Source organism: Vibrio sp. YT-19(2023), assembly GCF_033337395.1.
This window is the reverse complement of record NZ_JAWOQN010000005.1, coordinates 84,842-98,925: the sequence shown is the minus strand read 5'-3', so window position 1 is coordinate 98,925 and position 14,084 is coordinate 84,842. Positions and strand designations below refer to the sequence as shown.

The 14,084-nt window shown below is 42.3% G+C and carries 10 protein-coding genes; 5 read left to right on the top strand and 5 right to left on the bottom strand.

The window, feature by feature from the left end; all coding sequences use genetic code 11:
- Nucleotides 1–113: 113 nt before the first annotated feature.
- Both R7E78_RS05545 and R7E78_RS05540 read right to left on the bottom strand, forming a co-directional pair.
- On the bottom strand, nucleotides 114–1,103 hold the full coding sequence (locus R7E78_RS05545; protein ID WP_149192553.1) for a D-alanine--D-alanine ligase: 990 nt from the start codon (nucleotides 1,101–1,103) through the stop codon (nucleotides 114–116).
- Between the two features lie 149 nt (nucleotides 1,104–1,252).
- Nucleotides 1,253–1,822 (bottom strand): SPOR domain-containing protein, encoded by a 570-nt coding sequence (locus R7E78_RS05540; protein WP_005390018.1) that lies wholly within the window; start codon nucleotides 1,820–1,822, stop codon nucleotides 1,253–1,255.
- Between the two features lie 236 nt (nucleotides 1,823–2,058).
- Here R7E78_RS05540 and R7E78_RS05535 point away from each other — a divergent pair, with 236 nt between their 5' ends.
- On the top strand, nucleotides 2,059–4,692 hold the full coding sequence (locus R7E78_RS05535; protein WP_318057741.1) for a bifunctional acetate--CoA ligase family protein/GNAT family N-acetyltransferase: 2,634 nt from the start codon (nucleotides 2,059–2,061) through the stop codon (nucleotides 4,690–4,692).
- A gap of 77 nt (nucleotides 4,693–4,769) precedes the next feature.
- On the opposite strand, the gene R7E78_RS05530 is transcribed toward R7E78_RS05535, so the two are convergent.
- Nucleotides 4,770–5,657 carry a LysR family transcriptional regulator gene (locus R7E78_RS05530; protein WP_017634152.1) on the bottom strand — a complete coding sequence of 296 codons (888 nt, stop codon included), beginning with the start codon at nucleotides 5,655–5,657 and terminating at the stop codon, nucleotides 4,770–4,772.
- A 231-nt stretch (nucleotides 5,658–5,888) separates the two neighbouring features.
- Between R7E78_RS05530 and R7E78_RS05525 the strand changes: the two genes are divergently transcribed.
- Nucleotides 5,889–8,027, top strand: a complete 2,139-nt coding sequence (locus tag R7E78_RS05525; RefSeq protein ID WP_033907072.1) for a TonB-dependent hemoglobin/transferrin/lactoferrin family receptor — start codon at nucleotides 5,889–5,891, stop codon at nucleotides 8,025–8,027.
- 335 nt (nucleotides 8,028–8,362) lie between these two features.
- Here R7E78_RS05525 and galE read toward each other — a convergent pair whose 3' ends face one another.
- Both galE and R7E78_RS05515 read right to left on the bottom strand, forming a co-directional pair.
- On the bottom strand, nucleotides 8,363–9,379 hold the full coding sequence (gene galE, locus R7E78_RS05520) for a UDP-glucose 4-epimerase GalE (protein ID WP_047101128.1): 1,017 nt from the start codon (nucleotides 9,377–9,379) through the stop codon (nucleotides 8,363–8,365).
- Nucleotides 9,380–9,433: 54 nt separating this feature from the next.
- Complete coding sequence (locus tag R7E78_RS05515; RefSeq protein WP_318057740.1) at nucleotides 9,434–11,392, bottom strand: diguanylate cyclase domain-containing protein; 1,959 nt, start codon at nucleotides 11,390–11,392, stop codon at nucleotides 9,434–9,436.
- Nucleotides 11,393–11,711: 319 nt separating this feature from the next.
- Here R7E78_RS05515 and R7E78_RS05510 point away from each other — a divergent pair, with 319 nt between their 5' ends.
- The 3 genes from R7E78_RS05510 to R7E78_RS05500 are packed head-to-tail and all read left to right on the top strand — an operon-like array spanning nucleotide 11,712 to nucleotide 14,082.
- Nucleotides 11,712–12,467: a 5-oxoprolinase subunit PxpA gene (locus R7E78_RS05510; protein WP_005386314.1), complete on the top strand. Its 756-nt coding sequence runs from the start codon at nucleotides 11,712–11,714 to the stop codon at nucleotides 12,465–12,467.
- Nucleotides 12,467–13,150 carry a 5-oxoprolinase subunit B family protein gene (locus R7E78_RS05505; RefSeq protein ID WP_005386313.1) on the top strand — a complete coding sequence of 228 codons (684 nt, stop codon included), beginning with the start codon at nucleotides 12,467–12,469 and terminating at the stop codon, nucleotides 13,148–13,150. Before R7E78_RS05510 ends, R7E78_RS05505 begins: the two co-directional genes overlap by 1 nt.
- Nucleotides 13,147–14,082, top strand: a complete 936-nt coding sequence (locus R7E78_RS05500; protein ID WP_318057739.1) for a biotin-dependent carboxyltransferase family protein — start codon at nucleotides 13,147–13,149, stop codon at nucleotides 14,080–14,082. The genes R7E78_RS05505 and R7E78_RS05500 overlap by 4 nt, the downstream gene beginning before the upstream one ends.
- The last annotated feature ends 2 nt before the right edge of the window (nucleotides 14,083–14,084 follow it).

The window sequence follows — 14,084 nt, the reverse complement described above, 5'->3', positions numbered from 1 at the left end:
GTTTAATGCGTTGATATAATCATAATTGCTACTGAGCAATATTCAAATACGGCTTGAATAATCCTTGCTCTAGAAAACAACTTGTATCATAAAACGCGTCTCGATAACGTTAATCACTTTGCACTGTTTATACAATCTTCCAAGAACTCATGAAATTTGTGCCCGTTGTTTTGAAGCATTTTAGGGAACATTGAGATCGGAGTCATTCCTGGAAATGTGTTTACTTCGTTTAAGTAAATCTCATCATCTTCCGTTAGGAAAAAGTCGATACGAGATAAATGACGAAGATTCATTTGTTTAAATACCGTCTCTGACGCGTGTTGGATGGAATCTAATTGTATTTGAGTTAGATTCTTCGCCTCAACTTCTGTGAGCGAGTGACTTGAACTGCTGTACTTTTCATCGTACGAGTAAAAAGCACCATCAGGCGCGATGACCTCGCCTGGCTTAGTGATATGTAGTTGGCCATTCATCTCATATGCAGCAACTTCAAGTTCTCGAGGTTTTACTGCTTTCTCAACCAACACTTGGTCAGAAAACCCAAAAGCATCATTTACTGCATTAGAAAGCTTGTCTTTTTCTGTGACACTGTAACAGCCAACGGAAGAACCTTGGCGAGCGGCTTTAACAAAAACTTTTCCCCACTTTTCAAAGGCTTTATGAGCTTGAACGTGAGCTTCTTCATCGTTTCGCGTTAAGAATAAGTATGGCGTATTGGGTATGCCAATAGCGTCGTACCAAAGCTTAGATGTGATTTTATTGAAACTATTGCTACTCGCTTCTGGCCCGCAGCCAAGATAAGGAATACCTGCGATTTCAAACAGAGATTGAATGTCGCCTGTTTCGCCAGGAAAACCATGTATACAAGGCACGATGAAATCAATGGTTTGATTAGATTCACTTGAGCACAACTGCTTGGTATTGAGATCCAAGTAAACCAACTCACCTTGGTTGGTCATCCAACCTTCGTTTTTTATTTCTAAGCGTGTAACGTGAACGTCTTCAATAAGATTTAGTTGTTGTTCGACAAAGTTTGCAGACAATAATGAAATCTCGTGCTCAGAAGAGCCACCGCCGCATAGTAAAAGAATATTTTTAATCATGAATCCATCTTTCCGTGACCTACAAAAGATACTATTTATTATGATAAACCTTTGAAGTGTGACGTACAGTAATTTTAATGTGAGGAATGTTGTTCGAATAGGATTTGAGCAAATAAATAAGGGAGCTATTCGCTCCCTTATTTGATGTGTTAATTTAATTTGTTAAGCGTTGGGTAAGCTGAGTTTTTGATTGCATCAATGCTTTTAACAAATGGTCTTAACTGCTGAAATTGAGCTGGCAAAGTCGAAATCGCTTGCTTGGCTTCTGCGCTTGTTGCGTAGTCTCCGTATAAAACTGAGAACCACTTAGTACCGTTTACAACTTTGTAGTTTTCCCAAATTGGCTGACCGTTCTGTGGCAGCTTATTTGCAAACTGATCGACTTTAGCTTGGCTACCCACAGCTGCGACTTGAATGGTATAGCCGAATCGTTGAATGCCAGCTTGCTTTTTACTTGGTGGTACGATCTTAACTGGCTTCGCCTGCTCTTTTGGCGTTAGCTTGACTACTTTCTTTTCTTCAGGCTTTGCCGTCATTTTCACAACAGTTGGTTGTACGTCTTTTTCTACTACAGCGTTTTCAGACGCCATAATTGGTTTAGAGATACGATCTGATTTGTAGTCCTCTCGGTAACTTTCTGAGGTCACATCCGTGATGTAAGTTTCAGATGCACAAGCAGAAAGCAGAACTGACAAGCCGATGATTGCGATTTTTTTCATGAAGTAACAAATGCTCTGGATAAATATTACGATAAATCATGCCGATAGTAGGGCCGTTTATCAAGCATCAAATACAATAATCTGTGATTTTGATGTGATGAATAACACAAACTCCATAAGCATCGTACACATTTTCTGCAATGTCTGGTCTGAAGATGTTTTATCAGTAAATTATTCGTTTATGATTGATATGAAACCGAGAAGCCAACGTGACTTACAAACGGCTAGGAGTCAGCATGAATAAACTACATAAACTCTTTAAACCCAACTCTGTGGCCGTTATTGGGGCATCTCAAAAAGCATTGCGAGCAGGACATGTTGTGATGCGCAACCTTCTACAAAGTGGATTTGGTGGCGCGATTATGCCAGTAACGCCGCGATATAAAGCCGTATCTGGCGTGATCGCTTACCCTGATGTAGCTTCCCTGCCCTATACGCCAGATATTGCAATTTTGTGTACGAACGTTTCACGTAACGAGCAGTTGCTTAAAGAGCTAGATGAGAGAGGCACACCGTTTGCGATTGTTATCTCTGATGACCCTAAGCCTTTAGATATTTCATCATTGAACATTCGAGTTTTAGGCCCAAACAGCTTAGGTATCATCCTTCCTTGGCACAATTTTAACTGCACGTTTTCCCCTGTCGCAGCTAAACCCGGAAAAATTGCTTTCATCTCACAATCCGCGGCGGTTTGTACCACTGTTTTAGACTGGGCAAATGATAAGAACATTGGTTTTTCTTCGTTCATTTCGATTGGGCGCGGACAGGATATCGATTTTGCAGATTTGCTCGACTATTTGAGTATGGATGGAAACACAGAAGCTATTCTGCTTTATGTTGATAATATCCAAGACGCTCGCCGATTTATGTCTGCTGCGCGCGCCGCTTCACGTAACCGACGTATATTGGTGCTAAAAGCGGGCCGCTCTAAAGAGATGAATACTTTTGAGCAGCAAGACGGAGATACACTTGACGTAATTTACGATTCTGCTATTCGCAGAACTGGTATGTTACGAGTCAGCAATACGCATGAGCTTTTTGCCGCGGTTGAAACACTCACGCATTCTGTGCCACTTCGTGGAGAGCGTTTAGCGATCATTACCAATGGCGGCGGCCCTGCTGTTATGTCCGTTGATACTTTGATTGAACGTGGTGGCCAACTCGCAACGCTTGATGACGCTTCCATTGAGCAATTACAAGCAGTACTTCCATCCAACTGGCGTGCTCGAAATCCAATTGATCTGTCTGGTGACGCAACCCAAGAACGCTATATTGATACCATTAACGCACTGATGAATAACGACTGTGCAGATGCGATATTAATTATGCATAGTCCTTCTGCTGTTTCTGATCCTCTTGAAACTGCTCAAGCCGTTATTAATTCAATCAAATCTCACCCTCGGCATAAGCATTTTAATATCTTGACCAACTGGTCAGGAGAACAAACGTCGAGAGAGGCACGACTGGCATTTACTCAAGCAGGTATTCCAACCTATAGAACACCTGAAAGTGCGGTTGTAGCATACATGCACTTGGTCGAATACAGACGAAACCAGAAACAACTAATGGAAACGCCAACGACGGCAGAGCCATTACATTCTGGAAGTGTGAGTTCAGCAAAAGAGTGGGTAAACGAACGAATACTGGATAAAAACACAGTCACCTTGGATACGCATCAAACCAGCCCATTATTTAAGCTGTTCGGGTTTAACGTTTTGCCTACGTGGATTGCATCTGACGACATTGAAGCTGTTCATATGGCAGAAAATATTGGATACCCTGTTGCGGTTAAATTACGTTCTCCAGACATTCCTCATAAATCGGATGTTCACGGTGTCGCTCTAAATTTAAGAAACAGTCGAGAAGTTTCCAACGCAGCGCTATCCATTTTAGATACCGTAAAGCTCAGTTACCCTTCCGCCAATGTACATGGGCTGTTAGTACAAGGGATGGCAAAGCTCGGCAGCGCTGAAGAGCTACGGATTAGTATTGCAGTAGATAAAGTCTTTGGACCAGTGATCTTGCTTGGTCAAGGCGGCTCTGAGTGGAATATCGCCCAAGATGCCGTCGCTGCACTTCCTCCTTTGAACATGACGCTTGCGCGCTACCTTGTCGTTGTTGCCCTAAAGTCTGGAAAGATTCGCCTGCAGAAACACAAAGATGCGCTCAATATTACTGAGTTGTCGAAGTTCTTGGTTCGTATCTCCCAAATGGCAGTTGAGTTACCAGAAATACAAAAACTGGATATCCATCCAGTACTAGTGTCCGGAAGCGATTTAACTATCCTTGATGCAGATGTCACACTGTGTAAATACGAAGGAGACGCCCAAAAACGGCTAGCGATTCGCCCTTTCCCGGCAGAGTTTGTCGAAACTGTAACGCTTCGAGATGGCCAACCTATCCTGCTTCGCCCTATCTTGCCTGAGGATGAGCCGCTGCATGCTCAATTCATTAATAGCGTATCGAAAGAAGATCTCTATAAGCGTTTCTTTTCTGAAGTTGGAGAGTTCAACCATGAGGCTTTGGCAAACTTTACTCAAATCGACTACGACCGCGAAATGGCGTTTGTTGCGGTAGCGTTTAATACTGACGGACCGTCTATCATAGGGGTAGCCCGCGCATTGATTACACCAGACAATAGTGACGCTGAGTTTGCTATTTTGGTTCGTTCAGATTTGAAAGGAAAAGGTTTAGGCAAAGTGCTGATGCAGAAAATAATCAGCTATTGCAAAATTAAAGGCACAAAGCAAATGTCTGGAATGACCATGCCAACAAACAGAGGAATGTTGATGTTGGCTCAGAACTTGGGGTTTGAGATCGATGTCCAGTTTGCAGACGGTACGGCAGATATGGTGCTCCCTTTAAATTGAAAAGCGCAGCATTAGCGATGACTTTTACTTCTTACATTCGATAATCAATGGGAATCTAAGAAGTAAAAGTTACGTTGTTACTTTAGTTTCCAATTCTTTTTTAAGTACTGAATACACCAGGATTTTGCCTCACCCATAGTGTTCCGGCGCCATGCCAAAATAATATCCATCGGCTGTTCTTCAGTGCCTTCGATTCGTTTCAATACACCACTATCAATAAGAGGTTGTGCAATTTGGCTTGGTAATGTACCAATGCCTAAACCTGCAGTGAGCGCTTCTACTTTTGCCGTAAAGTTGGTGACGGTCAAGCGAGGTTGTTTTTGAATGATATTAATTGAGAGCGCGGGTTGCTCACGTGCGGTATCTGCAATAGCAATAATCCGATACTTTTCTCGCGCTGCTTCATCAAACTTACCACTACGCTTGTGAACATAGTGATCAGCGGAAGCTACCCAATACATACTCATTTTACCAATTTTTTCTGACTTAACTTCTTGAGGAAGCGTATCCAGTGATGGGCAAATCAGTAAATCAGCTCTCCCCGTATTCAAAGACTCCCAGCTACCAGCCAGAATCTCCTCTTGCAGCCTGACTCGAGTTGAGCTGACCTCGGCCAACGCATCAACCATCGGGAAAAAATTGGATATAGGAATAATGCCATCAAAGGCAATGGTAATATCCAGTTCCCAACCATTCGCCAATAACGTTGCATCGTTCACTAACTTTTCACTGGCTTGTAAAATGGCTCTTCCTCTTTCAAGAATAAGCTTACCTGCTTCAGTAAAATGGGCTTTGTGACCAGAGCGATCGAAGATAATAATGTCTAAATCTTGCTCGAGTTTCTGGATTTGATAGCTCAGCGATGACGGGGCTCTGTCTAACTCATTCGCAGCAGCAGCAAAACTCCCTCTTCGATCAATAGCATCTAGAATATGGAGTGCTTCTAACGTAATTGGACTCTGCACATGGCCTCTCTTAATGTGACATTTATCACATTCGTTGTATTTGGATGAACTTATCAAGAACTAACGAAAAATTATATAACATATTGATAACTAAAGACTAGGAATGCTAATAGCCTAAGAAGAAGATTCAATACAAATCAATAAATGACAATGGTAATGATAGTAATTACCATTTAGATCCATTAATATCCGCGTGTTGTTACCTATTATGGATCTAAGGTATTGAAGCCAATGTATAAAAAATCAATTTTGTCAGCCTCCATTTTAGTTGCCCTTTCCCATACTGCTTATGCGGAAGAAGCTTCTAAGTTTGAAGAAGTCGTTGTGTCGGCCACCCGTACCAACCAAACCATAAACACTGTTGCTGCTTCTGTTGCTGTTGTATCAGAGAAAGACATCGAAGAAAACATGGTAAAGGACTTGAATGATCTATTCGAGTATACGCCAGGTGTTACTGTTAATGGCACTCAACGCCAAGGCGTCCAAAGTATTAACATTCGCGGGATGGAAGGTAAACGAGTTAAAATCTTAGTAGACGGTGCATCTCAACCAGGTGTATTCAGCGGTGGACCATATTCGTTTATCAATTCTAGTGCCGTTACTGTCGACCCCGATATGCTAAAGAGTGTCGAAATTGTTAAAGGAGCAGCTTCTAGCCTACATGGTAGTGATGCAATTGGCGGTGTTGTCGCATTCGAAACAAAAGATCCGAAGGATTTCCTCAAAGATGGCAAAGACTTTGGTGGTCAAGCTAAACTCTCTTATTCATCGGAAGATAACTCTTTTAGTGAGCATGTAGCTTTAGCAAAGCGTTTCGGTAGTACAGAAGCACTTGTAGCCTTTACACGCCGTGATGGTGCAGAGCTACAAAATTTCTCTAAGGCGCCTTACGATAACTATTCTGTGGACAACCAAGATTATTACAAAAACGATCTATTGGTAAAACTTCAATCTCAATTGAATGACGCTCATCGCTTGGAGTTTTTGGGAGAAGTTATTTACAACGAGACTGACTCAGAGATCGCACATAAAAGTTACAAAAACTTCAACGCTGAAGACACAACCAAGCAAAATCGCATTGGGCTCAAGCACATTTGGTTTGCAGATGCAGCTATCTCGGATACGATCACGTCCAAGCTTACATGGATTGGTAAAGAAGAAAACGGCGTCTCTAATCGCTTTATCGAAGCTAGCCCTGGTTACCCACCTTACGTACCGCCTAGTGGTGACAACCAACAGAAAAAAGATTACGAATATACTGAAGACAAATTTGAATTCGAAACTCAGTTAGATAAAGAGATTCAAAATCACTATATTGTTTACGGAATATCGTACAAACATAGTGACATCAGTAATACCAATCGCGAGTTTAATTCCGATCCTGGCACGCCAGATACTGTTTACGTTTACACACCGGATGCAAAAGAAGAAAGCTTTGGTTTATTCTTGCAAGATGAAATTTCGCTTCTTAATGACAAGCTAATTCTGACTCCAGGTGTGCGTTACGATTACTTCTCTACTAATCCTTCAAATACTTCTGAAGAGTCATTCGAGAAGTTTAGCGACTCTGCATTAACTGGTCGTTTAGGAGCAACTTACTCTATATCGCAACCAGGCACGATCTTCGCGCAAGTGAGCCAAGGGTTCCGAGCGCCATCGTTCGACGAGCTTTACTACACCTACGATAATCCGGCTCATGGCTATACCAACCGCCCTAACCCAAATTTGGGATCTGAAAAGAGTTTGTCTTATGAGCTTGGTTACCGTCATAACACTGCAGCGTCGGCAACTGAAGTAGCGTTCTACTACAGTGATTACAGTGACTTTATTGAGCAAACGTCATCAAACAATGGTGGTTTAACTGAATTCACAAATATCAATATTAGTGAAGCAAACATTAAAGGGGTTGAGCTCTCTAACCGTCTTGATTGGCATGCCATTGCTGGTCTTCCATCAGGCGTGACAACTCGCTTTGTTGCAGCATACACAGAAGGTGAAGATGGTGATGGTAATCCTTTGAACAGTGTAAACCCATGGAATGCCGTAGCTGCTGTAAATTACGATTCACCAAATGCACTTTGGGGGACAAGCCTAAAAGTAAACTACACGGCTAAGAAATCGAACAGTGATATCAACTCTGATGGTGATAAAGGCGGAATCAAAGACCAAGTTGCTTTGCCGTCTGCGACAGTCGTTGACTTAACGGCGTACTACAAACCAATGAAAGATATAACCATTCGTGCTGGTGTTATGAATCTAACGAATGAAGAATACCATCTTTGGAACGATGTTCGCGGTAAGACTGAGTTAAGTCGAGACAAAACGCAAGCTGAGCGTAATTATAACATTAGTGTTAAATACGAGTTCTAAACCTTAAAAACACAAAAGCCAGCGTAATGCTGGCTTTTTTTATGGCTTTCATTTCAAAAATGTAAAGAAAAGTATGAAAAATGAAAGTTTACTGTTTTGCCATCTCTTTTTTCACCATTACTGCAGCTGCAATGATGAAAGTGATGATCAGACCGAGTTCCATGAACTACCCCAATAGCTATGAGAAAATTTATAACCCAAATTAAGAGTCGGGCATAGTTTAACAGCTCTATATATACTTGCTACCTTTTAACCAGTAATTTACGATTTTTTCCGATTTGGATCAAAAAAGACGCAATCACGCGCCTTTTTGTTACTATTATGTAAATTAAAGATTAGGCATCTGGATAACCTTGAGGGTTAGTAGACTGCCAGCGCCATGTATCGCCAGTCATTTCTTCTAGAGTGCGAGTTGCTTTCCAACCTAACTCATTCATCGCTTTTGATGGATCCGCCCAACACTCTGCAATATCACCTGGACGACGCTCAACAAGTTGGTATGGGACACCTTTACCACTTGCGGCTTCAAATGCTTTCACCATGTCCAGTACACTGTAGCCGTTACCAGTACCGAGGTTATAGATATGAAGGCCAGCTTTGCTACCTACTTTTTCTAATGCAGCAACGTGACCATCAGATAAGTCCATTACATGAATATAATCACGTACGCCTGTGCCATCTTTGGTCGGATAATCACTACCAAACACAGAAAGGAACTCTCTGCGCCCTACCGCAACTTGAGAAACAAACGGCATTAAGTTGTTTGGAATACCTTGAGGATCTTCACCTAGCTCGCCTGTTGGATGTGAACCTACCGGGTTAAAGTAACGAAGAAGTGTAATGCTCCAGTCAGGGTTCGCATTTTGGAAGTCGGTTAAACACTCTTCTACCATTAATTTGCTGCGCCCATATGGATTAGTTGCGCTAGTTGGAAAGTCCTCTGTGATGGGTACAGATGCAGGATCACCATATACAGTCGCTGATGAACTAAATACCAACGATTTAACTCCGGCTTCACGCATTGCATCAACCAATACTAAAGTGCCATTAACGTTGTTGTCGTAATACTCTAAAGGTTTTGCTACAGACTCACCGACGGCCTTTAAACCTGCAAAATGGATAACAGCTTCAATATTGTGCGACTTTAGTGCTTCTACCATCGCCAATTTATCTCTGATATCGGCTTTAATGAAGGTTGGCTTTACACCACATACCTTTTCAATTCGATCTAATACCGTAGATTTACTGTTGTACAGGTTGTCTAGAATCACTGGCGTCATGCCAACTTCGATCATTTGAATACACGTATGACTACCGATATAGCCCATACCACCCGTAACGAGTACTTTCATTTTATTATTCCTTCTGACGCGAATTGGGTTAGTTTAAAGCTTTGACGTTACGATTTAAACTGTCTCTTGTAATTCGCATCCCATTAATATTGCTTGGCCTTTTCCGGCTTTTTTTGCTTGATACATTGCCGTATCCGCACTTTTTAAAACTCGAGTAGCATCGCGCTCATTTACGCCGACTAATTTTACGCCGATACTAACGCCAACTTTGAGTAAGTGACCTTTGTACTCAATTGGAGCACATATGCTCTCGAGCAACTGTTCTGCTATTCGGGTGACCACTTTTTGATTGGCGGGATTTACCAACATGACAAATTCATCACCAGAAAGTCTTGCGATTAAATCACTATGTCTCGTCGCAGATGTTAGACGCTCGGAAACTTTTTTCAAAACTTCATCACCTGCATCATGACCGTAGGTATCGTTAACTTCTTTAAATCCATCCAGATCGAGGTACAAAACTGCAAATTCGTCACGCAAGTATCCAGAGCGTTGTACTAGTTGTTCCAACTCTAAATGGAACTTAGATCGATTGGCTAACCCCGTTAAAGCATCGTGATGAGCTAAATGCTCCAATCGTTCCATCTCTTTTGCGCCGGAAAGGTCGGTAAGAACAATAACCAGATCATAGAAACCATAGTCTTCACACTTAACGATACGATTGACTCGAGCAAACATCGGTACAAACTGACCAATATGGTTCTTCTCGATAACTTCACCTTGCCAAACGCCATAATTTTCTATCGACTCGATGATACTAGGCATCATTTCCTGTAACTTGCGCCACTTTAGCGTTTGGATGAATGATTTCCCAATAAGCTGATCCACCTCTAAGCCGACTAACTTAGTGACGGCAGGGTTTGCCATCGTAATGACACCGCGATGATTAAGAACAATGAGACCATCTTGGCTGCTTTCAAAAACACGCCCCGCAACACGTTGCCGGTTTATGGCTTCTTCAATTTCGGTGATATCTTGAATCGAAAACAGTAAGTATTCATGTGTCGAGAGGCGACGACTGGTTAGGCTCAACTGCTGTTCGTTATCTGCATTTTTGAGGTGAATATCATCGCACTCTAGGCCTCGACTCAGGATCTGACTCAGCTCATTCGGTGTTTTGGTTTTAATTAGATCACGAATATTGGCATATTTAAGTTCATCTAATTTTTTTTGAAATATTTGCTGGGTCGCCGTATTACAATGAATAACACGTCCGGAATTGTCGGTAATAACTAATGCATGCTGAACAGATTCGATAACCTCTTCTGAAAATGCGCGCTTTTGTTCTAGTGTGTCTAGCGAATGTTGCCGCTGCTTCTCACGTACTGTTAACCTATTCATCATTTGATTGAAAGAGCGCGCGAGGTCTCCAATTTCATCCTTGGCGTAATAGCGTGCTTGATTTTCCGTGCTTCGTCCGTGTGTCACATTCTCTATTACGCGGCTAAGCTCCATAACGGGCTTGAGAACAAGCCTCTCGATACTTATGTAAAAAACAGTGCCACCAGCGATCAGAAACAGAAGAAGTAAAGCGCCATCTTGAAGTAAAGATTGTATGGCTTCTACAATTGGGCGATGAGAAAGCGTAACTCTCATGCTACCAATGACATAACCATCATGGATAATCGGCTCTAGAACATAAAGAAATTTGGTTGATAAGGCATAGCCTAGAGCGTGCAACCTACTTCTTTCGGTTTGACTTGGAACGGGTGCTAGTGCCCCACTTATCTCCATAACAGCGAATGGTTGGTCATCTTGGTCATAAAGTTTGACCCGCGTTACATTTGGCTGGTTTAAAAAGTTGGCGAGAATAGTTTGAGCTTTTTGCTTGTCCTTTGTTGTCAGCGCATCTTTAATTGAGAAAGAAACATTGTTAATCAGCTTTCTTGTCTGCTCGACCAGTTCATGCTTAGACGATTGGTATACAGTATACGAGGTGTAACCTTTTGAGATAACAAAGATAGCCGTTAAAAAGACCAGAAGAGGCCAAATAAGCTTCGCTCGTAATGACATATATATTCCTGTCGCAGACAACCACAAAAATGACAGAAGAACCATTATGCAATCTATCACCCATGAAGGGCGACAAGATTAACACGATGCTAATGCAAAATAACCTTAAATTCTCAAAAATTGGATGGAAAAGAAACGAAATACCTTAAAATTCGGATCAACTCAAATAACGGCAACATCTTTATGGACTAACGTGATCTTTTTCGTCAGCTATCTGCTCAAAAAGCTTCGTTTTCATGATAGAAGAATGAAGTGAGTCACTGAACCTAGATGCATTTTCCTGCATCGTAAACCCATTGCTTGTGTAGAAATAAAACGTATGACATTGAATAAACAGCAACTTACATTGAACTGTGATATGGGCGAGAGCTTTGGCTCTTGGAGTATGGGCGCAGATGAAGACGTGATGCCCCATGTTGATATGGCGAACATCGCGTGTGGTTTTCATGCCTCCGACCCTAATGTCATGCACGACACTATCACCCTAGCGAATGACAACGATGTTGATATTGGCGCACATCCAGGTTACGCCGACCTACAAGGCTTTGGCAGACGAAGCATAAGCATGACGGGTGATGAAATTACGAACATGGTTATATATCAGGTTGGTGCTTTACAAGCATTATGCCGGGCGCAATACACAGACATCAGTTACATAAAACCTCATGGCGCTCTATACAACGACATGATGAAAAGTGATGCGATATTTAGAGCGGTAGTAAAGGCGGCAGCACTGTTCAAAGTACCGTTAATGATCCTAGCTTCACAGGAAAACGAAAAATACTTAGAAATCGCAGACGATTATGATGTTCCCTTGCTATTTGAAGCATTTGCAGATCGTTTATACCAAGATGACGGCTTACTGACTCCTAGAACACAGCCCAATGCCGTGTTAAAAAGCGAGCACGCGATACTTGAGCAAGTCCGGACCTTAGCTGACTCTGGGCGTGTCAAAACCGCTTCAGGCGGTTACATATTATTGGAAGCCGACACAATTTGTGTTCATGGTGACAATGAAGAGTCGATCGCGCTGATCCAAAAGATCCGCCAAAGCCTATACGCTGGAGGAAATTAATGCATAAAGAGAAATTTAATATCTCTTTGATCTCCGAGTGCAGTATTTTCATTAAGTTTGATGAGAGTATTTCTGAAAATGCAGTCGGAGAGCTTGCTCGCAGCATAAGAGAAACTTTCGCTTCAATTGTTATGAACGTTGTCCCCTCCTATCAAACTATTCTCATTGATTACTTACCTTTTCGAATCAACGAAAAGAACTTAGTCAATGAGCTGCAACAAATCGTGAGCCAGTTTGATACTCAATCACTTAAGCTTTCCCAGCCGAATCACATTACTATCCCTGTATATTACTCTGAAGAAACCGCGTTAGATCTATCTCGTTTTCAAAAGCGAGGTCTGTCATTAGACGATCTTATTACCCTGCATACGAAAACCGAGTACGCGGTTTCTGCAATTGGCTTTGCTCCAGGCTTTGCATTTCTCTCTGACGTTGATACTCAATTGCACATGGCAAGGCTTGCCACACCAAGAACTCAAGTGCCGGCCGGAAGTGTAGGAATCGCAGACTCTAAAACGGCCGTCTATCCATCAGATAGTCCTGGCGGATGGAACATTATTGGTAAAAGCCCGCTTGCGCTCTTCTCCGACTCTCCTCCTTTTATACCGTTTGAAGTGGGTGACAAGGTCACCTTTAATGCTATTTCAAAACAAGAGTTTATCGATTTAGGAGGCGTACTATGAGTTACGGTGGATTACTGGTGGAAAAGCCAGGACCGCTCTCTTTAGTTCAAGACTTTGGTCGTTTTGGCTTAGCGCATGTCGGTGTGACTCAAGGTGGCCCGGTCGACGACTATGCTTACAGTTGGGCCAACCATTTGCTTGGTAACGTAGTCAATTGCGTTGCAATTGAAATTACTCTGGGTAACGCTTGTTTTATTGCATTGCATAACTGCCACCTTGCTATATGTGGCGGTGATTTAAATGCAAAAATAGATGGTGAACCTATTTCAAATTGGTCTGACTTTACGTTGAAAAAAGGACAGAAGCTTCAGTTCGGAGTCGCAAGGAATGGACTTCGCTCCTACCTAGCGGTTAAAGGTGGGTTCAATGTTGCTCAGCACTTAGGAAGCGCATCGACCGTCTTGCGAGAATCTCTAGGTGGTTATGATTCAAATGGTGGCGCTTTGAAAGCTGGCGATATTCTTCCCTTTGTCCCTCATAACTTACCTAAACGTAAACCAAGGCAAATGACGTTTCGCTTTAAGCCAGATTACAACTTACCCATTAAGTTGAGAGTGATTGAAGGCTATCAGAACGAGGACTTTGATGAAGACACTCGCCAAGCATTTTACAACAAAGCATTCATCATCTCCCCCAATTCGAATCGCATGGGCTACCGTCTTGAGGGCAATAACATTCGTCCACCTTACGAAGGCGTCCTATCAGAGGGAATTGCGTTAGGTTCAATTCAAATACCTAGCGATGGTAACCCTATTGTGCTGCTCAACGATCACCAGACTATTGGCGGGTATCCTAAATTTGGCTGCGTAGCTCGTATTGACTTACCTAGACTGGCACAGGCGAAACCCGGACAAAAAGTCAATTTTGTGAAAGGAGATAGAATAGGCTTGCAAGAAGTATGGTGCCAATGGGCTCAGTTTTTTGGGTATTAATA